At 71.2% G+C, this 25,972-nt stretch carries 24 protein-coding genes, 1 pseudogene and 1 riboswitch; of the genes and pseudogenes, 13 read left to right on the plus strand and 12 right to left on the minus strand.

The annotated features are described in order from the left end of the window. Window positions 1–33: 33 nt before the first annotated feature. A complete protein-coding gene (locus QRX60_RS18140) occupies window positions 34–1,791 on the plus strand; it encodes a serine/threonine-protein kinase (RefSeq protein WP_286001956.1) in 1,758 nt (585 codons plus the stop codon). Between the two features lie 162 nt (window positions 1,792–1,953). Here QRX60_RS18140 and QRX60_RS18145 read toward each other — a convergent pair whose 3' ends face one another. Continuing rightward, window positions 1,954–2,523, minus strand: coding sequence for a class I SAM-dependent methyltransferase (locus QRX60_RS18145; protein WP_286001957.1), 570 nt, complete (start codon window positions 2,521–2,523; stop codon window positions 1,954–1,956). 82 nt (window positions 2,524–2,605) lie between these two features. On the opposite strand from QRX60_RS18145, the gene QRX60_RS18150 reads away from it, so the two are divergent. Beyond that, complete coding sequence (locus QRX60_RS18150) at window positions 2,606–3,319, plus strand: AraC family transcriptional regulator (RefSeq protein WP_286001958.1); 714 nt, start codon at window positions 2,606–2,608, stop codon at window positions 3,317–3,319. Window positions 3,320–3,441: 122 nt separating this feature from the next. Here QRX60_RS18150 and QRX60_RS18155 read toward each other — a convergent pair whose 3' ends face one another. Further along, entirely contained in the window at window positions 3,442–5,010 is a 1,569-nt protein-coding gene (locus QRX60_RS18155) for a dolichyl-phosphate-mannose--protein mannosyltransferase (RefSeq protein ID WP_286001959.1), read from the minus strand. 80 nt (window positions 5,011–5,090) lie between these two features. Here QRX60_RS18155 and rsmI point away from each other — a divergent pair, with 80 nt between their 5' ends. Next, window positions 5,091–5,927, plus strand: a complete 837-nt coding sequence (gene rsmI, locus QRX60_RS18160; protein WP_286003624.1) for a 16S rRNA (cytidine(1402)-2'-O)-methyltransferase — start codon at window positions 5,091–5,093, stop codon at window positions 5,925–5,927. Here rsmI and QRX60_RS18165 read toward each other — a convergent pair. After that, window positions 5,920–6,453 (minus strand): QsdR family transcriptional regulator, encoded by a 534-nt coding sequence (locus tag QRX60_RS18165; protein WP_286001960.1) that lies wholly within the window; start codon window positions 6,451–6,453, stop codon window positions 5,920–5,922. The two genes, rsmI and QRX60_RS18165, sit on opposite strands and share 8 nt — an antisense overlap. A gap of 42 nt (window positions 6,454–6,495) precedes the next feature. On the opposite strand from QRX60_RS18165, the gene QRX60_RS18170 reads away from it, so the two are divergent. Next, complete coding sequence (locus tag QRX60_RS18170; protein ID WP_286001961.1) at window positions 6,496–7,449, plus strand: quinone oxidoreductase family protein; 954 nt, start codon at window positions 6,496–6,498, stop codon at window positions 7,447–7,449. On the opposite strand, the gene QRX60_RS18175 is transcribed toward QRX60_RS18170, so the two are convergent. From QRX60_RS18175 to QRX60_RS18195, 5 genes and pseudogenes are all read right to left on the minus strand, one after another. After that, window positions 7,426–8,673 (minus strand): aminodeoxychorismate synthase component I, encoded by a 1,248-nt coding sequence (locus QRX60_RS18175; protein ID WP_286001962.1) that lies wholly within the window; start codon window positions 8,671–8,673, stop codon window positions 7,426–7,428. The genes QRX60_RS18170 and QRX60_RS18175 overlap by 24 nt on opposite strands. Window positions 8,674–8,692: 19 nt before the next feature. Then, the gene (locus tag QRX60_RS18180) at window positions 8,693–9,307 is read right to left on the minus strand and encodes a glycoside hydrolase family 25 protein (protein WP_286001963.1); all 615 of its coding nucleotides are present in this window, start codon (window positions 9,305–9,307) and stop codon (window positions 8,693–8,695) included. Window positions 9,308–9,398: 91 nt separating this feature from the next. After that, a complete protein-coding gene (locus QRX60_RS18185; RefSeq protein ID WP_286001964.1) occupies window positions 9,399–10,163 on the minus strand; it encodes an ABC transporter permease in 765 nt (254 codons plus the stop codon). After that, window positions 10,153–11,132: pseudogene (locus tag QRX60_RS18190) on the minus strand (ATP-binding cassette domain-containing protein). Before QRX60_RS18190 ends, QRX60_RS18185 begins: the two are co-directional and overlap by 11 nt. Window positions 11,133–11,215: 83 nt before the next feature. Beyond that, window positions 11,216–11,815, minus strand: coding sequence for a PadR family transcriptional regulator (locus QRX60_RS18195; protein ID WP_286001965.1), 600 nt, complete (start codon window positions 11,813–11,815; stop codon window positions 11,216–11,218). A gap of 62 nt (window positions 11,816–11,877) precedes the next feature. Between QRX60_RS18195 and metG the strand changes: the two genes are divergently transcribed. From metG to QRX60_RS18240, 9 genes are all read left to right on the plus strand, one after another. Further along, the gene (gene metG, locus QRX60_RS18200; RefSeq protein ID WP_286001966.1) at window positions 11,878–13,674 is read left to right on the plus strand and encodes a methionine--tRNA ligase; all 1,797 of its coding nucleotides are present in this window, start codon (window positions 11,878–11,880) and stop codon (window positions 13,672–13,674) included. Between the two features lie 9 nt (window positions 13,675–13,683). Then, window positions 13,684–14,520 carry a TatD family hydrolase gene (locus tag QRX60_RS18205; protein WP_286001967.1) on the plus strand — a complete coding sequence of 279 codons (837 nt, stop codon included), beginning with the start codon at window positions 13,684–13,686 and terminating at the stop codon, window positions 14,518–14,520. 290 nt (window positions 14,521–14,810) lie between these two features. Beyond that, window positions 14,811–16,235, plus strand: coding sequence for a resuscitation-promoting factor (locus QRX60_RS18210; RefSeq protein WP_286001968.1), 1,425 nt, complete (start codon window positions 14,811–14,813; stop codon window positions 16,233–16,235). 200 nt (window positions 16,236–16,435) lie between these two features. Next, window positions 16,436–17,275 carry a 16S rRNA (adenine(1518)-N(6)/adenine(1519)-N(6))-dimethyltransferase RsmA gene (rsmA, locus tag QRX60_RS18215; RefSeq protein ID WP_286001969.1) on the plus strand — a complete coding sequence of 280 codons (840 nt, stop codon included), beginning with the start codon at window positions 16,436–16,438 and terminating at the stop codon, window positions 17,273–17,275. A 199-nt stretch (window positions 17,276–17,474) separates the two neighbouring features. Next, window positions 17,475–17,565, plus strand: a riboswitch (SAM riboswitch). A gap of 209 nt (window positions 17,566–17,774) precedes the next feature. Further along, the gene (locus QRX60_RS18220) at window positions 17,775–18,788 is read left to right on the plus strand and encodes a methionine ABC transporter ATP-binding protein (protein WP_286001970.1); all 1,014 of its coding nucleotides are present in this window, start codon (window positions 17,775–17,777) and stop codon (window positions 18,786–18,788) included. A 115-nt stretch (window positions 18,789–18,903) separates the two neighbouring features. Then, window positions 18,904–19,866, plus strand: coding sequence for a 4-(cytidine 5'-diphospho)-2-C-methyl-D-erythritol kinase (locus QRX60_RS18225; protein ID WP_286001971.1), 963 nt, complete (start codon window positions 18,904–18,906; stop codon window positions 19,864–19,866). Continuing rightward, complete coding sequence (locus tag QRX60_RS18230) at window positions 19,863–20,270, plus strand: ASCH domain-containing protein (RefSeq protein ID WP_286001972.1); 408 nt, start codon at window positions 19,863–19,865, stop codon at window positions 20,268–20,270. Before QRX60_RS18225 ends, QRX60_RS18230 begins: the two co-directional genes overlap by 4 nt. Before the next feature lie 4 nt (window positions 20,271–20,274). Then, entirely contained in the window at window positions 20,275–22,041 is a 1,767-nt protein-coding gene (locus QRX60_RS18235; protein WP_286001973.1) for an ABC-F family ATP-binding cassette domain-containing protein, read from the plus strand. Between the two features lie 25 nt (window positions 22,042–22,066). Next, window positions 22,067–23,755 (plus strand): fatty acyl-AMP ligase, encoded by a 1,689-nt coding sequence (locus QRX60_RS18240; RefSeq protein ID WP_286001974.1) that lies wholly within the window; start codon window positions 22,067–22,069, stop codon window positions 23,753–23,755. Between the two features lie 96 nt (window positions 23,756–23,851). Here QRX60_RS18240 and QRX60_RS18245 read toward each other — a convergent pair whose 3' ends face one another. The 4 genes from QRX60_RS18245 to QRX60_RS18260 all read right to left on the minus strand — a co-directional run bounded on the left by QRX60_RS18245 (window position 23,852) and on the right by QRX60_RS18260 (window position 25,918). Then, complete coding sequence (locus QRX60_RS18245; protein ID WP_286001975.1) at window positions 23,852–24,208, minus strand: DivIVA domain-containing protein; 357 nt, start codon at window positions 24,206–24,208, stop codon at window positions 23,852–23,854. A 168-nt stretch (window positions 24,209–24,376) separates the two neighbouring features. Then, on the minus strand, window positions 24,377–24,691 hold the full coding sequence (locus QRX60_RS18250; RefSeq protein ID WP_286001976.1) for a DivIVA domain-containing protein: 315 nt from the start codon (window positions 24,689–24,691) through the stop codon (window positions 24,377–24,379). A 21-nt stretch (window positions 24,692–24,712) separates the two neighbouring features. Then, complete coding sequence (gene pth / locus QRX60_RS18255) at window positions 24,713–25,306, minus strand: aminoacyl-tRNA hydrolase (protein WP_286001977.1); 594 nt, start codon at window positions 25,304–25,306, stop codon at window positions 24,713–24,715. Between the two features lie 9 nt (window positions 25,307–25,315). Further along, window positions 25,316–25,918, minus strand: a complete 603-nt coding sequence (locus QRX60_RS18260; RefSeq protein ID WP_286001978.1) for a 50S ribosomal protein L25/general stress protein Ctc — start codon at window positions 25,916–25,918, stop codon at window positions 25,316–25,318. Window positions 25,919–25,972: the final 54 nt, after the last annotated feature.

Below are 25,972 nucleotides of genomic sequence, written 5' to 3' on the forward strand. Positions count from 1 at the left end.
GAAGTGAACACGGACAGTGAGGGGAGCCCGGCGGTGAACGGACTCGCGAGCGCGTTGCTCTCGCTAGCCCATTCCTTGTTCGGCCCGGGCATCTGCCCCGGCGAATGGGTCTGGGCCACGAGTGCGGCCGGCGCGCTCGTCGCACTGCTGCCGCCGATCGGCGCGCTGGCCGTGTCGATCATCCGGAAGGGCACGGGCAACCGCTACGACGTCACGACGCTGTCGGTGTTCGGCGCGATCGGCCTGTTCAGCACGCTGGTGCTGCCGTGGCTGCTGTCCAACGGCGTGTCGGGGGTCTTCCGGGCGGCGTACGCCAAGGAGAAGACCGGCCTGTCCTCGACCGAGCTCTCGACGCTGAACAGCGCCGGCGGCTGCTGGGTGGACAACCAGCGGGAGTACCTCGGCGGCGGCCAGACCGTCTTCGACGTGCTGTCCGCGCAGAGCGGCAAGGAACTGCCCTTCTTCGTGTACCTGCTGGCCTTCGTCGTGCTGGGGGCCGGGTCCCTGCTGTTCGTCATGCTGCAGGGCCGCACGGCCTTCCGCCGCGGCCCGAAGTGGCCGTCGCGGTTCTTCTGGATCCCGTTCGCCGCGATGCTCCTGTTCAGCGTCGGCATGGAAGCCAACACCGCGCTGCACTTCTGGCTCGGGTTCCTGCCGTTCAGCGTGCTGGGCCTGATCCCGGTCGCGATGGTCGGGCCGCCGCCGTGGTCGGTCATCAACCGGCCGGACGCGCCGCCGCGCCGCGAGCAGGAGCCGTACCGGCCGCCGCCGTCGCAGGTCCAGCCGCGCCCCACCCCGCCGCCGCCTCCGCCGCCCCCGGTCAACAAGCCGTACCCGAAGACGGCGCTGGCGTCCGCGCCCGAGCCCCCGCCGATGGCCGGCGCGCTGGCCGCGGCCCCGGGCCCGATCCCGCCGCCGCCCGGCTCGCGCAACGCCGGCGGCAGCCGCTACCGGCGGGTCAAGCAGCTCGGCGCGGGCGGCTTCGGCACGGTCTGGCAGGCCGTCGACACCCAGCTCAGCCGCACGGTGGCGCTGAAGATCGCGCACGCGCCGGACCGCGACACCGCCGAGCGCATGCAGCGCGAGGCCCGCGCGCTGGCCGTGGTCAGCCACCCGAACTGCGTCAAGGTCTACGACCTGGCCGAGGAGCCCGACGGGCTCGCGCTGGTGATGGAGTACCTCGAGGGCCGTCCGCTGGCCGAGCTGGTCGACGGCCAGGGCCCGCTCGACGACGTGGCGGCCGGTCGCCTGTGGGCGACGATGGCGGGCGCGCTCGCCGCGGCGCACGACAAGGGCGTCCTGCACCGCGACATCAAGCCGTCGAACGTCATCCTCGACCCGAGCGGCTTGGCCCACCTGATCGACTTCGGCATCGCCCGCAGCCAGGGCGACTCGAAGATGACGGCGACCGGGATGATGATCGGCACGCCGGACTTCGTGGCCCCCGAGCAGGCGATGGGCGCGACGGCGTCGCCGGCGTCGGACGCGTGGCAGCTGGCGGCGACGATCAGCTACGCGCTGTCCGGCCAGCCCCCGCGCGGCACCCGCGAGACGCCGATGGCGGCGCTGATGGCCGCGGCCCGCGCCGAACCGGTGTCCCGCCTGCCCCAGCGCAGCGCGCACGCGCGGCTGCTGGCGGCGTCCCTGGACCCGGAGCCGCGCCGCCGCCCGACGCTCAACGCGGTGCGCCGCGAGGTCGAGGGCTGGCTTTCGCGCGCCGGAAAGTCGGCCGACGGCCCGGTGACCCGGGTCGTGCCCCGCCAGCCGGGGAACCAGCTGCCGCGTCGCTAGTGTCGCGCGTCTGCGGTTCGTCGACAGCGGCCTGGCCCTGCGCGCCGAAGTGGTGTCGGGTGCATCGGGCCTGGATCTGTCGAGGGTTGCGGTGGCTGGTCGGACGACATGAATGAGTCATTCATGTCGTCGGACGAGGTGAATGGGTCATTCACTGCGTCGCTAGCCGGGCTTCACGGCCGAGAAGGTTACCCGCTCCTTCGGCCGGAGGTCCACGCTGACCTGCTCGAACCCGGCCTTCTCGAGGCGGCCCGGGAAGGTCGCCGCGTCGATGACGTTCATCGTGTCGCCGATGTGCAGCAGCCGGAAGCGGAAGCTGAGCTGGCTGTCGCTGCCGCAGTACGTGCCGCCGGGGCGCAGGACCCGTGCGGCCTCGGCGAAGATCGCGTCCTGCAGCTGCCGGGTCGGCACGTGGTGCAGCATCGTGAAGCAGACGACGGCCGAGAACCGGCGGTCTTCGAAGGGCATCTCCGCGCCGCTGCCCTCGACGACCTCGGCGCGGTCGCCGTACTTCGCGCGCAGCAGCTTGCTCGAGGCGTGGTCGATCTCCAGCACCGTCAGCTTCGGGACGACGTCGAGCAGCACCTTCGTGGTGGCGCCGAAGCCGGGCCCGATTTCGAGGACGTCGTCACCGAGGTCGCGGGCCCTCAGCCACGGTGCCAGCCGTTCCTCGACGGTGGCCGCCCACTTCTCCGAGCTGCAGATCTTGCGGTGGATCAGGTTCATCGGCATGCGCCCGACGCTAGGGCTCCGCACCGGTGACCGATAGCCGATAGCCTGTCAACCGATGTCGCGAAACGGTCAACCTGGCGCCATGCTCCTCGGCGAGGTCGACCTGCCCGCCGGCACCTGGTTCCCCTGGCACGAGCACCCGGTGCACCAGCTGGTCTGGTCGGCCCGCGGGGTCGTCGCGGTCAAGGCGGGCGACGCGGGCTGGGTCCTCCCGCCGACCCGGGCGCTGTGGATCCCGGCGGGCGTCCGGCACCGCACGGGCGCGCTCGGCCGGGCGGCGCTGCGCGGCATCTACGCCGATCCCGCGTTGTCCCCGGTGTCGTGGCCCGTACCCAGGATGGTGGTCGTCCGCCCGCTGCTGCGCGAGCTCCTGGAGTACCTGACCGGCGACAGCGTGGCCCCGGCGGCGCGGGTGCGGGCCGAGGCGGTGGCGTTCGACCTGCTGGAGCCGTGGGACGTGGCCCCGATCGTGGTCCCGTCCCCGGCCGACCCGCGAGCCCGCGACGTCGAGACGGCGGTGCTGGCGAATCCGGCGGACCCGCGGAGCCTGGCGGAGTTCGGCAGGGCGGTCGGAGCGGCGGAGCGGACGCTGGCGCGGATCTTCGTCCGCGAGTGCCGGATGCCGTTCGGGACCTGGCGCACACAGGTGCGGCTGCGGGCGTCGCTGCCGTTGCTGGCGCAGGGAGCGCCGCTGGAGGGCGTGGCCCACCGGGTGGGGTACAGCTCGGCGAGCGCGTTCGTCGCGGCCTTCCGGCGGGCGGTGGGGGTCACGCCGGGGGCGTACTTCGCGGGCTGACCTGCGGCTGAGACCGTGCCCGGCTCAAGCGCCCCAATGTGGCGTTCGGTGCGTCTCACGCACCGAACGCCACATTGGGTGCGTGGGACGCAACCAACGCCACATTGGGGCGCCTCTGCGGGCTACCGCCAGGAGGGCAGCCAGCGCTCCGCTTCCCACTGGCCGGTGGTGATCGCGACGCCGTTCAGGATCGGCCACAGCCAGGCGAAGTTCGCCACCACCAGCCCCACGTACAGCGACACGACGAGCAGACCCGTCCCGCGTCTTTCGAACCCGCGCCTCGCACTGCCCAGGATCTGGCCCAGGCACAACGTCAACCCCAGCACCAGGAACGCCGCCAGCGGGGTCGCGTAGAAGAAGTACATCTGGCGGTCGATGTTGGTGAACCAGAAGACGTACCCGCCGAGGTAGCCCACCAGCACCGCCGCGTAGCGCCAGTCCGCGCGGAAGAACGAGCGCCACACCGACCAGCCCAGCATCGGGATCGCCAGCCACCACATCGCCGGCGTGCCGATCAGCATCGTCGCGCTGACGCAGCGGGACTCGCCGCAGCCGGTGACCTCGCCGTCGTAGCTGTAGAGCATCGGGCGCAGCCCCATCGGCCACGTCCACGGTTTCGACTCCCACGGGTGTGGGTTGTCCTTGGGCGTGACGAGGGTTTCGTGGAAGTGCAGGACGTTCGCCGAGTAGTCGCCGAGCGAGCGCAGCGACGCCGGCACCCACGACCAGAAGCCCGGTGCGATGTCCTTGATCTCGGTGTAGTGCCGGTCGGTCGCGGTTTCGCTCGCGAACCACGCCCAGTACGCGCTCAGGTACATCAGGAACGGGATGAGCAGGATCGCCCACAGCGCCGGCAGCACGTCGCGGCGGATCGTGCCCAGCCAGGGCCGTTCGACGCCGGCCGCGCGCCGGGCCGCGACGTCGAAGCCGACGCACAGCAGCCCGAACGCCACGATGTAGTACAGCGCCGACCACTTGACGCCGAAGGTGAGCCCGATCATCAGCCCGGTCGCGAACCGCCACCAGCGGAAGCCGAGCTTGGGTCCCCACACGGACTCGTTGACCCAGCCTTCGCGGACCGCCGTCGCGAGCCGGGTGCGCACCTGGTCGCGGTCCACCAGCAGGCAGGCGAACGCGGCGAGCACGAACAGCGCGATGAAGATGTCGAGCATGCCCATGCGCGACTGCAGGTGCAGCACGCCGTCGCTGATCACGAGGATGCCGGCGATGCCGCCGAGCAGCGTCGAGCGGGTCAGGCGGCGGGCGATGCGGATGGTCAGCAGCACCATCAGCGTGCCGGCCAGCGCGGGCATGATCCGCCAGCCCCAGCCGTTGTAGCCGAACAGCCATTCGCCGATCGCGATCAGCTGCTTCGCCAGCGGCGGGTGGACGACCAGCTCGTACCCGTAGTTGTCCTCGTAGCCGCCGTTGCGCAGCATCTGCCACGCCTGCGGCACGTAGTGCTTCTCGTCGAAGACCGGGCTGCCCTTGTCCGTCGGCACGCCGAGGTTCTGCAGCCGGACGATGCCGCCGATCACGGTCAGCACGATCGTGACGACCCAGCCGCGCAGCCGGTCGGTCGGCATGCCGCGGCCGAGCAGGGTCACTTCGCGGTCGGTCGGCGGCCGGAGCGCCTCGACCGGGTCCGGCCGGACGCTTTCGTCGTCGGGACGGGTCAGCACGGCGGTCACGGGGGCGATCCTACGGGCGGGGCAGGGCGTGCGTCGTCCGGATCGGCTGATCAGCCTAGGCTGGGCGGGTGAGCTCACCGGTGACGACGGGCCGTCTTGTCCTGGCCGCAACCCCGCTCGGCGACGTCCGCGATGCTTCGCCCCGGCTGGCGGAAGCGCTGGCGGAAGCCGACGTCATCGCGGCCGAGGACACCCGCCGGTTGCGCGGCCTGACGGCGGCGCTGGGGGTGACGCCGCGCGGCCGGGTGGTGAGCTTCTACGAGGACGTCGAGACGGCGCGGCTGCCCAAGTTGCTCGAATCGTTACGCGCGGGCGAGACGGTGGTGCTGGTGACGGACGCCGGTATGCCCAGTGTGTCCGATCCGGGGTTCCGCCTGGTGTCGGCCTGCGTCGCCGAAGACCTCCCGGTCACCTGTTTCCCCGGCCCCTCGGCCGTGACGACGGCGCTCGCTTTGTCCGGTTTGCCGTGCGACCGGTTCTGCTTCGAGGGCTTCGCGCCGCGCAAGCCGGGCGAGCGGACCCGCTGGCTCACTTCGCTTCGCGACGAACCCCGGACAGCGGTCTTCTTCGAGTCCCCGCACCGGTTGGCGTCGTTGCTGGCGGACGCGGCTTCGGTGCTGGGCGGCTCGCGACGGGCCGCGGTGTGCCGTGAGCTGACGAAGACGTACGAAGAGGTGAAGCGGGGGACGCTCTCGTCGCTGGCGGAGTGGGCTTCGGAGGGCGTGCGCGGGGAGATCACGGTGGTGCTTTCCGGGGCGGAGCCGCGGGAGGTGTCGGTGGCGGACCTGGTGGGTGAGGTCCAGTCCCGCGTCTCGGCCGGCGAACGCCTGAAGACCGCGGCGGCCGAAGTCGCCGAGGCGGCCGGGGTGTCCAAAAAGGAGCTTTACGACGCGGTGCTGGCCTCGCGGGTCAAGTGAGCAGGGCCGTCACGGCCGCGTGCGCCTTCGCCGCGTCCGGCGCGTCCCCGGTGATCACGTCCGTGTACACGAACGACTCGCCGATCCGCACCAGCAGGTAAGCCAGGTCCGGCACCGGCAGTGGCGGATCCAGCCGCCCGGCCGCGACCTCCGCCGCCAGCAGTTCCTCGAGCTTCGAGGTCGTCCGCTGCTGGCAAACGCTTGCGCGGGTCGTCAGCAGCCGCAACGCCCGCTCCGGCTCGCGGCGCAGGAAGTCCCGGAACGGCGGTGAGTCGTTCGCGAACCGGACGTACCCGCTCACGAAGTCGGCTACCCCGGCCGCGCCCCGGCCCACGCACGAGGGCCACAGCCGGGCGATCGAAGCCGACGACAGCGACCACAGGATCTCGCCCAGCAGCCGGTCGCGGGATCCCACCCGGCGGTGCAGGGTCGCCCGGCTGATGGACAGCTCCTCCGCCAGCTCGCCCATGTCCACCCGGCGGCCAGACAGGAACCACTCGCGCGCCCGCTCGAACTCCTGAGACATATGCCAGAATGTCTCACAGCCACGACGGAGAGGGAACACGACATGCGCGCAGTGCAGGTGACCGAGTTCGGCGGACCCGAGGTGCTCACGCCGGTCGAGCTGCCCGACCCGGTGGCCGGCCCGGGCGAGGTCCTCATCGACGTCGACCGCATCGGCGTCAACTACGCCGACACCCACCAGGCCGAGAACAGCTACCTCGCGCCGTCGAAACTCCCGCTCGTCCCCGGCGGCGAGGTGGTCGGGACCCACGACGGCAAGCGCGTCGTCGCGCTGCTGAACAACGGTGGCGGGTACGCCGAGAAGGCCGTCGCGCCCGAGGCGACGACGTTCCCGGTGCCCGACGGCATCGACGACCTCACCGCGCTGTCCATGCTGGTCCAGGGCGCTACCGCCTGGGTTCTCCTGCGCAAGAACGCCCACCTCGAGAAAGGCGAGTCGGTCGTCGTGCACGCCGCCGCCGGCGGGGTCGGGACCATCGCCGTGCAGCTCGCCAAGGCCTGGGGCGCCGGCCGCGTCATCGCCACCGCCAGCAGCGAGGAGAAGCGCGCCCTCGCCCTCGAACTGGGCGCCGACGTCGCGGTCGACTCGCGCGCGGAGGACATGACCGAGGTGCTCCTCGACGCCAACGGCCGCCGCGTCGACGTCGTGCTCGACATGGTCGGCGGCAGGACCACCGACCAGAGCATCGCCGCGCTCGCGCCGTTCGGCCGGCTCGCCTTCTACGGCATGGCCGGGCGCGAGCAGCCGAAGCCGGTCGACCTGCGCAACCTGCTCGGCCACAGCACGACGATCAGCGGCATGTGGCTCCCGCACGTCTTCCGTCTCCCGGGCAACGTCTTCGGGACCGCGCTCACCGAGCTGTTCGACCTGGTGCTGGCGGGCCAGCTCAAGGCGATCGCGGGCGGCGAGTTCGCCCTGTCGGACGCGCGCGGCGCGCACGAGGCCCTGCGCTCCCGCAAGACCGTCGGCAAGCTACTGCTCGACCCCGGCAAGTAGGCGTTCCAGGGGTGCCGCCTTGTGGAGGCACTCCTGCCACTCCGCCTCCGGGTCCGAGTCGGCCGTGATGCCGCCGCCCACGCCCAGCTCGATCGTGCCGCCGGCGATCTCGAACGTCCGGATCGCGACGTTCAGCTCGAGTCCCGCCGCCGGCGACACCAGCCCGATCGCGCCCGTGTAGACGCCGCGTCCGCACGGCTCCAGGTCCGCGATCAGGTCCAGCGCGCGGATCTTCGGCGCGCCCGTCACCGAGCCGGGCGGGAACGTCGCGTCCAGCAGCCCGGCGTCGGACACCGAAGGGCGCAGCACCCCCGCGACCGTCGAGTCCAGGTGCCAGACCCCCGGCGCCGGGCGGACCTCCAGCAGCGACGGCACCGTCACCGACCCCACCTCGCACACCCGGCCCAGGTCGTTGCGCACCAGGTCGGTGATCATCACGTTCTCCGCCACGTCCTTTGTGGACTGACGCAGCAACCGGGCGTTCCCGTCGTCGAGGGGCCCGCGCCGGGGGAGCGTCCCCTTGATCGGCGTCGACCGCACCGCGCGGCCGTGGCGCGCGAGGAACAGCTCCGGCGAGAACGACACCACCGCGCCCCACGGACCCGAGACGAACGCGGCCCGGCGGGGAGCCAGTGAAGACACCCCGGCCGCGAACAGCGCCTCGGGTGAGCCGGAGAACGAACCCGTGAACCGGGTGCAGATGTTCGCCTGGAACAGTTCCCCGGCTTCGATCGCGTGCACGCACGCCTTCACCGCGTCCCGGTGCTCCGAAGGCAGCGGGCGCCGCAGCGGACCGGCCTCCCAGGTAAGACCGGCGGGGGGAGAAGCCAGCAGCGACTCCATTGTGGACACCGAGGGCCCGCCGCCGTCGAGGGATTCCAGGTGGCAGGTACCCGACGAGGACCACCGCAGCACGTGGTCCGCCCAGCCCCACGCGGACGCCGGCAGGGCACCGGACCGCCCGGACGGATCCGCGGAGTCGTACGACAGGTAGCCGAACCAGCCGCCGCCGATCACGCCCGGCGGTGCGGGCACCGGGGAAACCGGCGGCAGCGCGCCGGGGGAAACGGCCGGCGAAGGGGCGATCACCGCCCGGGCGCCGAACCACTCACCCGACAGCATCACGGGCGGCGGCAGCCCGCGGGAGGCATTGTGGTGAGCGAGTACCGAAAAGGCGCGCGACGGCGTCACATTCGTCCGAAGTGCCCTGCTCGTCACGCGCATGGCGCCATATCACCACACGTCAGAGCAGAAGGTCGCCCAATGTGAACGGGTACACGACGGCGTTCTGCTCCACCGGCCCGTCCACGCCCGGCACGTCCGCCGCGCACGCGTGCTGGTGCACGCCGAGCCGCGAGTGGAACCAGCCGGCCCGGCCCGGGATGCCGTTGTGCCGGATCAGCCACAGCACGACTTCGGAGTCGGCCCAGCGGTCCGGGTGCAGCCGGTGCTGCCAGCAGTCGTAGTCGGCGTAGACCAGCACACGCTCTATCCGCGCCGCCTGCCGGACGTACTTGATCCACGCCTTGATGAACCGGTCGTCGACGCTCGGGGCCGCCACCTCCAGCGCCGGCGCCAGCGACCCGGGCGCGAACGCGCCGAGCCTGCTGGCGGTCCGCACGAAGTGGTCGGCCTGGTCGTGCACCGCGCCGGGACGCGCGTAGTGCCGGCCGCCGACGTGGAGTCCCGCCTCCTGCGCGCCGGTGAGGCTCCGCTCCGCGGCCGAACTGCTCCAGTTGACGTTCTCGCTGATCGTCACCGAGACGAACCGGGTCTGCGCGGCGCGCACGGCCTGCCAGTCCGACACGCGCTCGCGGTGGGACAGCGAGATGCCGAGTTCGGCTTCCGGCTCCGTCACAGTCCCGCCCCCGGCGCGTAGATGAGAGCACACCATACGTCGCCGGGAGCGGACCCGCAGTGACCCACCCTGGTTGATCAGGCGTTTTTGATCAGGTGCTGTCCTTCTGGAACGTCCGCGTCCCCCACCACACGGACACCACCGCCATCACCAGCACCACGACGCTGCCGGTGAACAACGCGTCCATCGTGAAGTCGCCGCGGAAGGAACTGCGCTCGACGTCCACCACGTGGCGGAACGGGTTGATCCGGGAAACCGTGTAGAGCCACTTCGGCGCGACCCCGGCGGTGATCGGCAGCAGGATCCCGGAAAGCAGCAGCAGCGGGATGAGCACGGCGTTGAGCAGCGCGGGGAACGTCTCCTCGCTCTTCAACGTCAGCGCCAGCGCGTAGGAGCAGGACGCCAGCGACACCGCCAGCAGGAACACGATCACCAGGCTCAGCAGCACGCCGCCGACCGGCGCGTCGAGGTCGAACGCCAGGTACGCCAGCGCGATGATCACCAGCGCCTGCACGACGGCCTGCAGCGCGCTGGCCAGCACCTTGCCCAGCAGCAGCGCCCCGCGGCTGACCGGCGTCACCCGGAACCGCTCGACGACGCCGGAGCGGTAGTCGGCCAGCAGCCCGAACCCGACGAACGAGCTGCCGAACAGCGCCAGCTGGGCGATCAGCGCCGGGGTGAGCAGCATCCAGCCGTCCACTTCGGACAGGCCCTGGGCCTGCATCGCCCTGACCATCAGCGGCCCGAACAGGAACAGGTACAGCAGCGGCTGCATGATCCCGATCACGATCCAGGTCGGGTTGCGCAGCGCCGCTCTCATGTCGCGGCGGAAGATCAGCCAGATGTCACGCAGCACGGGCGCCCTCCTCGGCCTCGCGCAGCGACCGCCCGGTCAGGGTCAGGAAGACGTCGTCGAGCGTCGGCCGGTGGACCTGCACCGACCGCATCGGGATGCTCTTCGCGTCGAGTGCCCGCAGCAGCTCCGGCAACGCGGCGTCGCCGCGCGGCACGCGGAAGCGCAGCTCGCCGCCGGTCACGGACAGCTCGTGCGCGCCCGCCAGCCGCCCCGCGATTTCGGCGGCGTCCGCGCCCTGCTCCGGATGGACGCCCACCTCGACGCGGTCGCCGCTGACCTGCGCCTTCAGCGCGTCCGGCGTGCCCTCGGCGACGATCCGGCCGTCGTCGATGACGATCAGCCGGTCGGACAGCGAGTCGGCCTCGTCGAGGTAGTGGGTGGTGAGGAAGACCGTGACGCCCTGCTCGGCGCGCAGGGAAGATTCGCCGGCTCCCACAGGTTGGCGCGGCTCTGCGGGTCGAGGCCGGTCGAGGGCTCGTCGAGGAACACCAGGGCCGGCGAGTGGATCAGCCCGAGCGCGATGTCGAGCCGCCGTCGCTGCCCGCCCGACAGGGTCTTCGTCGGCCGCTGGTCCAGCCCGGTCAGGTCGAGCTGCTCGGCCAGCGCGGCGCCGCGCGCGATCGCGTCGGCCTTGCTCATCCGGTAGAGCCGCCCCTGCAGCTCGAGCTCGTCGGCGACCTCGGTCTCCGGCGAGGTGCCGCCGCCCTGCGCGACGTAGCCGATCCGCTCGCGCACCCCCAGCGGGTCGGCGAGCAGGTCGCGGCCGCCGATGGTGGCCGTGCCCGCCGTCGGCTTCAGCAGCGTGGTCAGCATGCGCAGCGTGGTCGTCTTCCCGGCGCCGTTCGGGCCGAGGAACCCGACGAGCTCGCCCGCTTCGACGTCGAGGTCGACGCCCTTCACCGCGTGGACTTCGCCCCCAGTGCGGCCCTTGCGGCGGAACCGCCGCTCGAGACCGCGTGCCGTGATCATGGAGAAGCTCCTCTCGAAGGTAGTCAAGATTGACTAGCTGAGGCGCACACTGTGCCCCAGCGGAGAGCGCTAGTCAAACTTGATTACCGGGCGGGCGGTTCGCCGAAGGCGTTCCCGGCTTCGTCGGCCATCACGTACTCGCCCGCTTCCAGCCGGGCGAGCAGGCCTTCGAGCCAGGTGAGGCTCGCGTCGGTGATCCCGCCCCACAGCCGGTACAGCTCGCCGACGTGCTCGGGGGTGCCCAGCTCCACGCTGGCCTTCAGCTCTTCGAGCATCAGCTTCGCGCGCCGCTGCTCGGCCTCCAGGTGCACCAGCCGGTGCCGCAGCAGGTTGATGACGCGGGCGCGGGGCAACGTCGTCATCAGCGAGATCGCGGCCGACAGGTCCGGGTGGTTGAGCTCGGGATCGGACAGTGCCTTGGCCAGCAGGACCTGGTACTCCTGCTCGCCGACGCCGGTGAGCCGGTAGGCGACGCGGTCCGGGCCGCCGTCGCCCGGCTCGACGTCGACCTGCTCCAGCAGCTCTTCGGTGGTCATCTTCTTCAGCGCGTGGTAGATCGACCCGGGCTGGACGTTGGCCCACTTGTCCGCCGACCAGCTCAGCAGCTCGCGCCGCACCTGGTAGCCGTGCGCGCGGCCGTACATCCGCACCACCCCGAGCACCAGCAGACGCGTCGCGGACACCGGCGTCCCCCTCCTCGTACCTCTCGGCAATGCCTTGGACGGCATCCGTAGGCTAATAAGGTATGAGCACCCCAGTGTTGACCGCGGTGGCCTGGCCCTACGCCAACGGCCCCCGCCACATCGGCCACGTGTCCGGATTCGGCGTCCCGTCCGACGTCTTCTCCCGCTACCAGCGAATGGCCGGCAACCGGGTGCTCATGGTCTCCGGGACCGACGAACACGGCACCCCGATCACGGTCCAGGCCGACAAGGAGAACTCGACCCCGCAGGAGACGGCGGACAAGTACACCCGCCAGATCGGCACCGACCTGCAGGGCCTCGGCCTCTCCTACGACCTGTTCACCCGGACCACGACCGGCAACCACGCCGAGGTGACGCAGCAGATCTTCCTGGCGCTGCACCGCAACGGCTACGTCGTGCCGAAGACCACGCGCGGGGCGATCAGCCCGTCCACCGGCCGCACGCTGCCCGACCGCTACGTCGAGGGCACCTGCCCGATCTGCGGGTACGACGGCGCGCGCGGCGACCAGTGCGACAACTGCGGCAACCAGCTCGACGCCGCGGAGCTGATCAACCCGAAGTCGCGGATCAACGGCGAGACGCCGAAGTTCGTCGAGACCGAGCACTACTTCCTCGACCTGCCGGCGTTCACCAAGACCCTCGGCGACTGGCTGTCGACGAAGAACGACTGGCGCCCGAACGTCCTCAACTTCACCAAGAACCTGATCGACGACATGCGGCCCCGGCCGATCACCCGCGACCTCGACTGGGGCGTCAAGATCCCCCTCGACGGCTGGCGCGACCAGCCGCTGAAGCGGTTCTACGTCTGGTTCGACGCGGTGATCGGGTACTTCTCGGCCAGCGTCGAGTGGGCGCGCCGCTCCGGGAACCCGGACGCGTGGCAGGAGTGGTGGAACAACGCCGACGCCCGGTCGTACTACTTCATGGGCAAGGACAACATCACCTTCCACGCCCAGATCTGGCCGGCGCTGCTGTTCGGGCACAACGGCGAGGGCGACAAGGGCGGCGAGCCGGGCAAGTACGGCCGGCTGCACCTGCCGGACGAGATCGTCTCCAGCGAGTTCCTCACCATGAGCGGCTCGAAGTTCTCGACCTCGCGCGGGCGCGTCATCTACGTCGAGGACTTCCTGCGCGACTTCGGCCCGGACACGCTGCGGTACTTCATCTCGGTCGCCGGCCCGGAGACCCAGGACACCGACTTCACCTGGGACGAGTTCGTCCGCCGGACCAACTTCGAGCTGGCCAACGAGTGGGGCAACCTGGTCAACCGGTCCATCTCGATGGCGCACAAGAACGTCGGCGCCATCCCGCGCCCGGAGGCCCCGACGGCGGCCGACGAGGAGCTGAAGGCCCTGTCCCGCAAGGCCTTCGACACCGCGGGCGCGCACCTGGCCCGGTCCCGGTTCAAGCTGGCGGCGAGCGAGGCGATGAAGGTCGTCACCGCGGCGAACAAGTACATCTCCGACCAGGAGCCGTGGAAGCTCAAGGACGACCCCACGCGGCGCGACACCGTGCTGCACACCGCGCTGCAGGTGGTCTCCGACGCCAACACGCTGCTGACGCCGTTCCTGCCGCACTCGGCGCAGAAGGTGCACGAGGCCCTCGGCGGCACCGGCGTCTGGGCCGCCCAGCCGGAGCTCAAGGAGGTCGAGGACCTCGACATCGCCGGCCGGGTCAACCCGATCCTCACCGGCGACTACGCGGGCGAGCAGGCGAAGTGGGAGTCGAAGCCGATCGAGGTCGGCAAGCCGCTGGCCAAACCGTCACCGCTGTTCACCAAGCTCGACCCGGCGCTCGGCGAGACCGGTCCGGAGTGGGCACCGATCACGAAGGATTAAGAGGTATGCATGGGTGACGAGAAGCGCGAGCTGCCGCCGGTCCCGGACCGGCTCCCGGTGTCGGTGGTGGACGCGCACACCCATCTCGACGCGTGCGGCGCGGTCACCGCGGCCGAGGTGTCGGCCATGGTCGACCGCGCCGAGCGCGCCGGCGTCGCCCGCGTCGTCACGGTCGCCGACGACCTCGCCTCGGCCCGCTGGGCCGCCGAGGCCGCCACCTGGGACCGCCGGGTCTGGGCCGCCGTGGCGATCCACCCGACGCGGACCAAGGGGTTCGGCGAGGCCGAGAAGTCCGAAGTGGAGCGCCTGGCCGCGCAGGACCGCGTGGTGGCCGTCGGCGAGACCGGGCTCGACTACTACTGGGACTACTCGCCGCACGACGCCCAGCAGGAGGCGTTCCGCTGGCACATCGACCTCGCCAAGCGGCTGGACAAGCCGCTGATGATCCACGACCGCGAGGCCCACGACGACGTCCTGCGCATCCTGGCCGAAGAGAATGCGCCGAATGCCGTAATCTTCCATTGTTTTTCCGGGGACGCGGAAATGGCCCGCAAGTGCCTCGACGCGGGTTACGTCCTTTCCTTCGCGGGCACGGTGACGTTCAAGAACGCGAAGGGGCTCCATGAGGCGGCGCGGCTCTGCCCGCCGGATCAGTACCTCGTCGAGACCGACGCGCCGTTCCTGACCCCCCACCCGTTCCGTGGGCGGCCGAACGAGCCGTTCGGCGCCGCCTACACCGTCCGTCACCTCGCGGCGCTCAGGGGCGAAGCTGTCCACGAAGTCGCCGAATCGGTCCGGACCACTGCCGAGCGGGTCTACCGACTCCCCAGTGTCACAACGGGTTGAACGCATTGCGACAACAGGGTTCCTTGATCGTCCACCTGATGGAGTGACGGGGATCACGACACTCCGGGGGGTGTTTGCGCAACCCGGCGGGACCCGTTACTGTCCCGTGATCGTGCCGGTCGGTACTGCAGACTGCAGTTGCCGACTGTTACGCCCACAGTCACGTCAGTGCACGTCGGGGAAGCGGAACCGGGGTCAGGTACGACCCGGAACCGTGACGATGGCGCCGGCTGCGGGCCCAGACGTAAAGACGCCGCCCCGAACGGTGTCTTGGGAAAGGGAACGACCCGGTGACAGGTAGCAGACAGGCTGGAGCGCGCTCCGCGGCCGTCCTCGAGCGTCATTACGAGGACACCGCCTACGGCCAGCTCGACTTCTCCGACGACCCGAACATCACGCAGCAGGACATCCTCGCCGCGCTCGGCCCCGACGCCGACGCGATGATGGCCGAGATCGACGTCGACGTCGACGAGCTGATCCGCCTCATCAACGCCGAGACGACGTACCTGCCGCCGATCGTCATTCCTGACGAGATCGAGGCGGACCGGACCGCGTCCCCGCAGGCCAAGCGGGCCGCGCTGGACGAGGGTCTGCGCGAGACCACCAAGATCTGGAAGCGCCGCTTCCTCAAGGGTGCCGTCCTCAGCGTCATGATCAGCGTCGCCGGCGGCGGCGCGGCCGCGCTGGCGATGAACAAGAGCATCACCGTCGACGTCGACGGCCAGCAGACCACCGTGCACTCGTTCGGCGACACCGTCGGCGAGGTGCTGGAGGACGCGGGCCTGTCCGTCGGCGCGCACGACTCGCTCTCCCCGTCCCCGCAGGCGGAGGTCGGCGACGGCGGGGTCATCAAGCTCGAGCGCGGCCGTCAGCTGAAGCTGATCGTCGACGGCGCGGAGCACACCTCCTGGGTCCGCGCGACGCACCTCGGCGACGCGCTCGGCCAGCTCGGCATGGCGGGCATGGACAAGCCCGGCACGTGGATGTCGATGCCGAAGGACGGCGAGCTGCCCCTGCAGGGCGCCACCGTCGAGATCAAGACCCTCAAGAACATCACGCTCTACGACGGCGCGAACGAGCCGAAGAAGGTCACGACCACCGCGGTCACGACCAAGGAGTTCCTGGGCGAGTACAAGCTCACCCTGGGCCCGGAGGACGCCGCCGAAGGCGGCCTGGACGTCAAGCTGACCGACGGCGCCGAGGTGCACATCAGCCGCACCGGCGTCTCGACGGTCGTCCAGAAGGAGAGCATCGACCCGCCCGAGCAGAAGGTCGACGACCCGGACCTCGAAAAGGGCAAGACCTCGGTCGAGGACCCCGGCACGCCCGGCGAGAAGATGGTGACCTACAAGGTCACGCAGAAGAACGGCAAAGAGGTCTCCCGCGAGAGCGTCTCCGAGCAGGTCATCACCCAGCCGAAGCCGAAGATCATCCACATCGGGACGAAGAAGGCCCCGACGCCGGACATCGGCGACGGCTCCGCGTGGGACCGCATCGCGCAGTGCGAGTCGGGCGGCAACTGGGCCACCAACACCGGCAACGGCTACTACGGCGGCCTCCAGTTCGACAAGCGCACGTGGGACGCCTACGGCGGCGACCAGTACGCGAGCCTCCCGAGCCAGGCTTCGCGCGAGCAGCAGATCGCGATCGCGGAGAAGGTCCGCGACGCCCGCGGCGGCTACAGCGCCTGGCCGGTCTGCGGCAAGAAGGCCTGACGCTTTTCCGAAACGGCCCTCACCCTTCGCGGGTGGGGGCCGTTTCGCGTGCGCCGACGGGCATCACGCGTGTCCGGAGGGGCATCACGTGTGATTGCCGGGGCACCACGCCGATGCCCGCCGGATCACGGGTGATGCCCCTTCAGTCACGCGTGCTGCCTGCTCAATCACGCGAGATGCCCCATCGGTAAGCTCGGCCGGTGGTTGAACTGTTGGGACCTGCCGAGATCCGCGGGCTGGCGGCCGAGCTGGACGTGCGGCCGACCAAGAAGCTCGGGCAGAACTTCGTGCACGATCCCAACACCGTCCGCCGGATCGTCGAGCTCGCCGGCGTCGGCCCGGACGACGTCGTCCTCGAGGTCGGGCCCGGGCTCGGGTCGCTCACCCTCGGCCTGCTCGCCACCGGCGCGCACGTCGTCGCCGTCGAGATCGATCCCAAGCTCGCCGAGCGGCTGCCCGAGACCGTCGCGGACCGGGCGCCCGAGGTCGCCGGCAAGCTCCAGGTCGTCGCGGCCGACGCGCTGCGCATCGCCAAGGACGACCTGCCCGCCCAGCCGACCGCGCTCGTCGCCAACCTGCCCTACAACGTCGCCGTGCCGGTCGTGCTGCACCTGCTCGCCGAGGTGCCGTCCCTGACGTCCGGTCTCGTCATGGTCCAGACCGAGGTCGCCGACCGGATGGCGGCCGGCCCTGGCAGCCGGATCTACGGCGTGCCGAGCGTGAAGCTCGCCTACTACGGCCCGGCGCGCAAGGTCGCCGCCGTGCCGCGCTCGGTGTTCTGGCCGGTGCCGAACGTCGACTCCGCGCTCGTCGCCTTCGAACGCGGTGACGCTCCGGCGTCGGACGACCGCGACCGGCTCTTCGGCCTCGTCGACGCCGCCTTCTCCCAACGCAGGAAGACGCTCCGCGCCGCGCTCGCGGGCTGGGCGGGCTCGGCCGAGCGGGCCGGCGAGCTGCTGACGGCCGCCGGGATCGACCCGAAGACCCGGGGTGAGCAGCTCGGCGTGCACGACTTCGCCCGGCTGGCCGCCGCCCGTTAGCACGTCCACTCTGGAGCTTTCCGGGGGTTCCGGGTGGCGGGGCCCCCGGCCCGGGGCGAAGCCCCGGATGTCACAGAAGTCGACGAGGTTCGGCGAAAATACGCCTCTTGACGTGCGATCTCGCGATTCGGACACCTCCAGTCGTGTGATCTGGGCCAACAGGCTTGCTTTCGCTCCTCGGGATCGGTTTTACTCAGTACGTCCATCCCGAGCGACTGAGAGACCTGGCTCGCCGAAGTCGCAGCAACCACCCTCCACGGGGCAGGTGCTACCGCCAGGACCGATGGAGGCCGTTTCCGATGAAGAGGGTAGCTCGCCCCCTGCTCCTGACCAGGCGTCGCGTAGTCGACGAAGGCCGCCGCTCCGTGACCGCATGTCGGCGCTCCCGCTGAGCTTGCCCGAGCCGGTCCACCTCTTCTTCATGCACCGTCCATAAAGGACGGACTTCGACTGCGGCCGGGTGTCGCGCGCTGCGCGCACCCCGTTTTCTGGAGCCTTCGTGATCACCGTCGAAAACCTGTCCAAAACCTTTGCCACCAACGGAAATTCGGTCGTCGCCCTGCACGACGTCAGCGTCGAGGTCCAGGCCGGCTCGCTGTTCGGCGTGGTCGGGCCCGCCGGGTCGGGCAAGTCCGTCCTCGCCCGCTGCATCGCGTTGCAGGAGCGGCCCGACCGCGGCGTCGTCCGCCTCGACGGCCTCAACACCGGCACCCTCGACGGCCGCCGCCTGCGCGAGATCCGCCGCCAGCTGGGCGTCGTCTCGACGAAGCCGGAGCTGATCGCCGAGCGCACGATCGCCGGCAACATCGCCTCCCCGCTCGAGCAGCTCGGCGTCGACGGCCCGCAGCGCCGCAGCCGGGTCGGCTCGCTGCTCGACCTCGTCGGCCTGACGCAGCGCGCGACGCAGCGTCCCGGCGAGCTGACCGAGGGCCAGCTCCGCCGCGTGGCGGTCGCGAAGGCGCTGGCGGCGGCGCCGGCGGTGCTGCTGGCCGACGACCCGACCGCCGGGATCAACCCGGAGGAGGCCGGCGCGGTGCTCACCGTGCTCGACCGCGCCCGCTCCGAGCTGGGCACCACCGTCGTGGTCACGACGCCGGACGCCGGGGTGGTCCGCCGGGTCTGCGACGACGTCGCGGTGCTCGAAGGCGGCACGGTCGTCGAGCGCGGCACCGTCCTCGACCTGATCTCGAACCCGGCCAGCCGCACCGCGCAGGCGCTGCTGCCGGCCATCGAGACCTCCCGTTCTCAGTCGTCGCGCTACGACCGCTCGGTCGACGTCGTGCTGGTCGGCTTCGCGTCGATCGGTGCGCTGCTGCCCGAGGCCGCGGGCCGCTTCGACGTCGAGTTCGCCACCATCGGCGGCGGCCTGACCCGGATCGGCGACACCCCGGTCGGCCGGTTCCGCCTCGGCGTCCGCGGCGAGCGGGCCGACGCGGCGCTGGCGTGGGTCGCCGAGCGCGGCGGCCACGTGACGCACACCGCCCGCGGCCCACAGGGCGTCGCGGCCGCCTGACCCCAGCGCCCCAGGGCGGCCTTGGGTGCGTTCAACGCACCGAAGGCCGCCTTGGTTGCGTTGAACGCAACCAAGGCCACATTGGGGCGTTTCCGCGGGCACGTAGGCTGGTCGGGTGCTCGCCGTAGTTCCGCCTCCAGTCACCGTCCGGGTCCCGGCCAAGGTCAACCTGCACCTGGCGGTCGACGACCTGCGCGAAGACGGTTACCACGAGCTGGTGACCGTGTTCCAGGCCCTGTCGCTGACCGACGAGGTGACCGTCGCGGTCACCGAGGAGCCGGGGCTGGAGATCTACGGCGAGGGCGAAGGCTCGGTGCCCGCCGACGGCACCAACCTCGCCTGGCGCGCGGTCGAAGCGCTGGCCGCGCACGTCGGCCGCACCGGTGAGCCGAACGTCCGGGTGGTGCTGCGCAAGGGCATCCCCGTCGCGGGTGGCATGGCGGGCGGCAGCGCCGACGCGGCGGCGACCCTGGTCGGGCTGTCGAGCCTCTGGAACCTCGACATCACGCGCGACGAGCTGGCCGAGATCGCCGCCGGACTGGGCAGCGACGTCCCGTTCGCGCTCTACGGCGGCACCGCGCTGGGCACCGGGCGGGGCGAGCAGCTCGTCCCGGTGCTGTCGCGGCACACCTTCCACTGGGTGCTGGCCTTCGACTCCGAAGGGCTGTCGACGCCGAAGGTGTTCAAGGAGCTGGACCGCCTGCGCGCCGACGGCAACCCGCCGCGGATCGGCGCGCACACCCCCGTCGTCGAGGCGCTGGCCTCGGGCGACCCGCGTCAGCTGGCGCTGCTGCTGGGCAACGACCTCCAGGCGGCGGCGGTTTCGCTGCGGCCCGGGCTGCGCCGGACGCTCCGGGCCGGCGTCAACGCGGGCGCGCTCGCCGGCACGGTCTCCGGATCCGGCCCGACCTGCGCGTTCCTCTGTGAAGACGCGCAATCGGCGGTCGAGGTCGCCGCGGAGCTTTCGGGCGCGGGGGTCTGCCGCACGGTCCGGGTGGCGCACGGCCCGGTCCCCGGCGCCCGCGTGGTCGGCGGGGACGACGCACCGCGCCCGGCGCCGCCGCGGGTGCACGCGTGAAGCACGCCGAGTTCGCGTTCCCCGGCCCGCTGCGCGACAAACTGGTCGCGGCGATCCTGGACGGCTCGAAGACGACGACCTCCGGGCTGCTCCGGGAATACGAGCTGTCCGGCGAAGCGTTGCCCCTCGTGGGGGAGCGTGAACTCGTGCTCGACTCGTCCGGCACCGGGGTCGCGGTCATCGAGACCACCGACGTGCGCGTCCTTCGTCTTTCCGAAGTGGACTTGCGGCACGCGCTCGACGAGGGCGAGGGCTTCACGAGCGTCGCCGGCTGGCGCGCCGGGCACACCGACTTCTGGCAGGGAACCGAAATGCGCGCGGCGCTGAAGGATCCGGAGTTCACCGTGGACGACACGACGCAGGTCGTGGCGACCCGGTTCGTCATCGTGGAAAGGATCGGCTGAGCGGATGGCCAACCTGGTCAACCTGGAGGCGGTGAGCAAGTCCTACGGGGTGCGCCCGCTCCTGGACGGTGTGTCGCTCGGCGTCGCGGCCGGGCAGCGCATCGGCGTCGTCGGGCTCAACGGGGGTGGCAAGACCACCCTCCTGGAAGTCCTTTCCGGACTGACCGAGCCGGATTCCGGGCGGGTGAGCCATGTCGGTGGCCTGCGGATGGCCGTGGTCACTCAGCGAACCGAACTCCCGGACGGCAGCAGCGTCGGCGAAGTCGTGCTCGAACGCTACGGCGCCGAGCACGAATGGGCGGCCGACGCGCGCGTGAGGTCCATTGTGGACGGTCTCGGGATCACCGCGATCGGGCTGGACACCCCGACGGCGAACCTCTCCGGTGGCGAGCGGCGCCGGGTCTCCCTGGCCGCCGCGCTGACCGGCGAGCTCGACCTCGTCGTGCTCGACGAGCCGACCAACCACCTGGACGTCGAAGGTGTCCAGTGGCTCGCCGACCACCTGCTGACCCGGCGGATCGCGGTCGTGGTCGTCACGCACGACCGGTGGTTCCTCGACACCGTCGCGAGCCTGACCTGGGAGGTCGCGAACGGCCGCGTCGAGCAGTACGAAGGTGGTTACGCCGACTGGATCTTCGCGCGCGCCGAGCGGGCGCGGCTCGCCGCGACGGCCGAGGAGAAGCGGCAGAACCTGGCCCGCAAGGAGCTGGCGTGGCTGCGCCGCGGCCCGCAGGCGCGCTCGTCGAAGCCGCGCTACCGCATCGACGCCGCCGAGGCGCTGATCGCGGACGTGCCGCCGCCGCGCGACTCCGTCGAGCTGATGGCGTTCGCCAAGCGGCGCCTGGGCAAGACCGTGCTGGAGCTGGAAGACACGACGTACACGGTCGGCGACCGGACGCTGCTCGACCACGTCACCTGGCGGGTCGGGCCGGGCGACCGGATCGGCCTCGTCGGGGTCAACGGCTCCGGCAAGACGTCCCTGCTGAAGCTGCTCGGCGGCGACGTCCAAGGCTCGACCGGCCGGCGGATCGAGGGCAAGACGGTCGCCCTCGCGCACCTGCGCCAGGAGCTCGACGACCTGCCCGGCGACCTGCGCGTGCTGCAGGCGATCGAGCAGGTGGCCGGGCGCGTGGTCTTCGGCAAGCAGGAGATGACGGCGTCGCAGCTGGGCGAGAAGCTCGGCTTCCCGCAGTCCCGCCAGTGGACGCCGGTCGGGGATCTGTCCGGCGGCGAGCGGCGCCGGCTGCAGCTGTGCCGGCTGCTGATGGCCGAGCCGAACGTGCTGCTGCTCGACGAGCCGACGAACGACCTGGACATCGACACGCTGCAGCAGCTGGAGGACCTCCTCGACGGCTGGCCGGGCACGATGGTCGTCGTCTCCCACGACCGCTACCTGGTCGAACGGGTCTGCGACACGATCGTCGCCCTCTTCGGCGACGGCCGGATCACCCACTTGCCGGGCGGTATCGAGGAGTACCTGAACCGCCGCGCCCTCGCCAAGGAACCGGCGGCCGCGGCGGCCCCGACGGCGGCGAAGGCCGAGGCCAAGAAGTCGGCGGCGGACCTGCGGGCGGCCCAGAAGGACCTGGGCCGGCTGGAGCGCAAGCTCGACCAGCTGCACGCGAAGGAGGAGAAGCTCCACGCGGCGCTCCTGGAGGCGGCGACCGACCCGGCGAAGCTGATGGAGCTCAACGCCGAGCTGAAGGGCGTCCAGGGCGAGATCGAGGACGTCGAGGGCCGCTGGCTGGAGACGTCCGAACTGCTGGAGTGACACAGCTGCCAGTAATGTCTGCCCCATGAGCAGGTTCGTGGACACGCTCGTCGCCACCGCGGCGGGACGAGGTCAGCAGCGTGGCATGGTCACCGGGGAGCCCAAGGAGCCGGTCCGGCGGACCTGGGCCGAGGTGCACCAGGAAGCCCGGCGGATCGCCGGCGGGCTCGTCGCGGGTGGGTTCGAACGCGGGGGTGCCGTCGCGGTCCTGGCCGCGGCGCCGGTGCTGATCGCGCCGACCGTGCAGGCCGTCTGGCTGGCCGGCGGCAGCGTCACCATGCTGCACCAGCCCACCCCGCGCACCGACCTCGCCGAATGGGCCGAGGACACCGTGCGCGTGCTCGGGATGATCGGCTCGAACCTGGTGCTGCTGGGCGAGCCCTTCGACCAGCTCGCGCCGGTGCTGGAGCAGAAGGGCATCGGCTTCAAGCTGATCAGCGACCTCGTCGACGCCGAACCCCTCGCCGACGTCGTCACCACCGACGAGGGCGAAACCGCGCTCCTGCAGCTGACGAGCGGCTCGACCGCCGACCCCAAGGCCGTGCGGATCACCTACGGGAACCTCTACTCCAACGTCAAGGCCATGGTCGACCGCGCGGAGTTCGACTTCGACACCGACGTGATGGTGTCCTGGCTGCCGACGTTCCACGACATGGGGATGGTCGGTTTCCTGACCGTGCCGATGACCTTCGGCGTCGAGCTCGTCAAGATCACGCCGGTCGAGTTCCTCTCGGGCCCGTTGATCTGGCCGGAGCTCATCACCAAGTACGGCGGCACGACGACGGCGGCGCCGAACTTCGCGTACGCGATCGTCGGGCGCCGGATGGCGCGGGTCGAGGAGGACGACGCCTACGACCTCTCGAAGCTGCGGATCGCCCTGAACGGCGCCGAGCCCATCGACGAGACCGCCGTCCAGACCTTCGTGGACGCCGGCGCCCGGTTCAAGATGCCGGCGGAATGCGTTTTCCCGGCCTACGGCATGGCCGAGGCGACGCTCGCCGTGTCGTTCGCGCCGCTGTTCACCGGGCTCACCCTCGACGTCGTCGAGGCCGACGCGCTGGAGGCGGACAACCGCGCGGTGCCGGTGCCCGAGGGCGACCCGCGGCGCGGCACCGACAGCGTCCGGTCGTTCGCGCTGCTCGGCCGTCCGCTGGACGGGCTGGAAGCCGAGATCGTCAACGACGCGGGCACGCGCGTCGGCGAGCGGGAGGTCGGCGAGATCCGGCTGCGCGGCGAGGCCGTGACGCCGGGCTACCTGACCATGGAGGGCCCGGTCGCCACCCAGGACGACGAGGGGTGGCTCAACACCGGCGACCTCGGGTACCTGGTGGACGGCCAGATCGTCATCTGCGGCCGCCGCAAGGACGTCATCATCATGGGCGGCCGCAACCTGTACCCGACGGACATCGAGCGGGCGGCGACGTCGGTCGAGGGTGTGCGGGCGGGCAACGCGGTGGCGGTGCGGCTGGACGCGGGCAGCCGGCGTGAGCGCTTCGCGGTGGTCGTGGAGTCGAAGCTGGCGGGCGACGCCGAGGCCGAGAAGAACCTGATGAAGCAGGTCTCGGCGCGGGTGCGCGACGCGGTGGACATGCGGCCGTACGCGGTCGTGGTGCTCCCGGCGGGGAGCCTGCCGAAGACGCCGTCGGGCAAGGTCAAGCGCGCGGCGACGGCTCTGCAGTTCGCCGACAAGATCGCTCGCAACGCGGACGCCTAACCCGAGCGCCCCAATGTGGCGTTCGGTGCGTGGGACGCACCGAACGCCACATTGGGTGCGTGGGACGCACCCAATGCCACATTGGGGCGCTAGGGGCTAGCGCTGCTGGAGCCGCTCCGCGCGGATCGTCGGCGGGGTGGCGCGTTCGGCCGTGGCTTCCGAAGCCGTGCGGGCGCCCGGGAGGTCCGGGGCGTGGCCGGTGCGCGCGGCGAGCTGATCTTCGACCGCGTCGAGGAAGTCGTCGACCTCGCGCTCGTCGTAGCCGCGCTTGCCGATCAGCGGCTTCGCGAAGATGACGTGGTGCACTTCGGCGGCGGTCAGGTCGTCCTCCTCGGCGAACGTCTTGGCGATGCGCCGGACGAACTCGTCGACCTCGTGCTTCGCGTAGCCACGGCGGCCGATCGGGGCGTTACCGAAGGTGACCTCGGCGAGGTCTTCGGCGGTGAACGACATGCAACTCTCCGATTCCGGGGTTGGGCGGTGCGAACTGCCGTACACCGTCCTAACCCGGGAACGGGCTCCCCGGAAGGGGCGGACCTCGAAGCTCACCCCGACGGGCGCTCCCCGTCCGCCTGTGAGTGAGCCGGGACTACTCAGCGCTGTGTGGCCGGTCTCACACCGTCAGGACCGGCCGAACCACTTCCGCGGGCCCTGCGTGCGCGGCTCCTCGACCGCAGGCCGCGGGTTCCGCAGCTCGATCAGCGCCGCCTCGGCCTCGTCGAGGAACAGGTCCACCTGGGCCTGGTCGTAGCTGCGCATGCCGACCGGCATGATCGTGAACTCGACGTAGTGGATGTCGTCGGCGGTCAGGATGTTCCGGCCGGCCAGCGCCTCGGCGATCAGGTCGAGGAAGGCGTCGACCTCGTCCTCGTTGTAGCCGCGTCGGCCGAAGCGGGGTTTGCCGAACGCGATCGCCCGGACTTCGTCAGGGGTCATGGGCTTACCTTGCCACCGTTGTCAGCCTGCATGGAAGGCGTTTTGCGCGGCCGCGAGACCGGTGCCGACCAGCGCTTCGGTCGCGTCCGCGCACCGGTCCACCTCGAACGGGAGCTCCTTGCGCTCGACCGTCGAGAAGTCCTTCAGCACGAAGTCCGCCGGGTCCTGGCGGCCCGGCGGGCGGCCGATGCCGAAGCGGACCCGGTAGTAGTCGCGGGTGCCCAGCGACTTCGTGATCGAGCGGAGTCCGTTGTGGCCGTTGTCGCCGCCGCCGAACTTGAGCTTCAGCGCGCCGAAGTCGACGTCCAGCTCGTCGTGCACCACGACCACGCCGGCCGGGGGCACCTTGTAGAACCGCGCCGCGCCGACCACCGGCCCGCCGGAGAGGTTCATGTACGTACGCGGCTTCACCAGCACCACGCGCCGGCCGGCCAGCCGGCCTTCGAGCACCTCGCCGCCGCTCTTGTGCGACTTGAACTTGCCGCCGATGCGGGCGGCGAGCTCGTCCAGCACCATGAAACCGACGTTGTGCCGGTTTCCGGCGTACTGGGGTCCGGGATTGCCGAGGCCGGCGAGCAGGATCAGCTCGCCGGCCCCGGGCAGGTCTTCGGTCACGCGGTGACCTTATTCGGTGGCTTCGGCCGACTCGTCGCCCGCTTCGGCGGCCTCGTCCCCGGCCTCTTCACGCTGCGGCTCGTTGACGGCGACGACCAGCGACTCGGGGTCGGTGACCAGGGTGGCGCCCTGCGGCAGCTCGACCTGGCCGGCCAGCACCTGGCTGCCGACCTCGAGGCCCTCGATCGAGACCTCGAACTGCTCCGGGATGTGCAGCGCCTCGACCTCGACCTGCAGGGTGTCGACGTCCTGGTTGACCAGGCCACCGGGGCCGGGGGTGCCCGTGACGACGACCGGGACGTCGACGACGATCTTCTCGCCGCGCTTCACGACCAGCAGGTCGACGTGCTCGATGTAGTTCTTGAGCGGGTGCACGACGATGGTCTTCGTCAGCGCGAGCTCGTCGGAGCCCTCGATGGCGAGGGTGATGACGGCGTTGGAGCCGTTCTCACGGACGACGCGGGCGAACTCGATGGCCGGCAGCGCGAAGTGCCGCGGGTCCGAGCCGTGGCCGTACAGCACGGCGGGGATCTTGCCGGCGCGACGCGTGCGGCGCGCGGCGCCCTTGCCGAACTCGGTGCGCGGCTCGACGGACAGACGTACCTCGGACACGGTGTGGCACTCCTTCAAATCACGAACATGGTGCGGGAGACAGCATGCTGCGGC

This window comes from Amycolatopsis mongoliensis (genome assembly GCF_030285665.1).
Taxonomy (GTDB): domain Bacteria; phylum Actinomycetota; class Actinomycetes; order Mycobacteriales; family Pseudonocardiaceae; genus Amycolatopsis; species Amycolatopsis mongoliensis.

What these genes read in the sequence shown, in the direction of transcription:
- QRX60_RS18145 (WP_286001957.1), bottom strand. Translation starts at nt 2,523, where the DNA reads ATGCCGATGAACCTGATCCACCGCAAGATCTGCAGCTCGGAGAAGTGG.
- QRX60_RS18150 (WP_286001958.1), top strand. Translation starts at nt 2,606, where the DNA reads ATGCTCCTCGGCGAGGTCGACCTGCCCGCCGGCACCTGGTTCCCCTGG.
- QRX60_RS18165 (WP_286001960.1), bottom strand. Translation starts at nt 6,453, where the DNA reads ATGTCTCAGGAGTTCGAGCGGGCGCGCGAGTGGTTCCTGTCTGGCCGC.
- QRX60_RS18170 (WP_286001961.1), top strand. Translation starts at nt 6,496, where the DNA reads ATGCGCGCAGTGCAGGTGACCGAGTTCGGCGGACCCGAGGTGCTCACG.
- QRX60_RS18175 (WP_286001962.1), bottom strand. Translation starts at nt 8,673, where the DNA reads ATGCGCGTGACGAGCAGGGCACTTCGGACGAATGTGACGCCGTCGCGC.
- metG (WP_286001966.1), top strand. Translation starts at nt 11,878, where the DNA reads ATGAGCACCCCAGTGTTGACCGCGGTGGCCTGGCCCTACGCCAACGGC.
- QRX60_RS18205 (WP_286001967.1), top strand. Translation starts at nt 13,684, where the DNA reads ATGGGTGACGAGAAGCGCGAGCTGCCGCCGGTCCCGGACCGGCTCCCG.
- QRX60_RS18235 (WP_286001973.1), top strand. Translation starts at nt 20,275, where the DNA reads ATGGCCAACCTGGTCAACCTGGAGGCGGTGAGCAAGTCCTACGGGGTG.
- QRX60_RS18240 (WP_286001974.1), top strand. Translation starts at nt 22,067, where the DNA reads ATGAGCAGGTTCGTGGACACGCTCGTCGCCACCGCGGCGGGACGAGGT.
- QRX60_RS18245 (WP_286001975.1), bottom strand. Translation starts at nt 24,208, where the DNA reads ATGTCGTTCACCGCCGAAGACCTCGCCGAGGTCACCTTCGGTAACGCC.
- QRX60_RS18250 (WP_286001976.1), bottom strand. Translation starts at nt 24,691, where the DNA reads ATGACCCCTGACGAAGTCCGGGCGATCGCGTTCGGCAAACCCCGCTTC.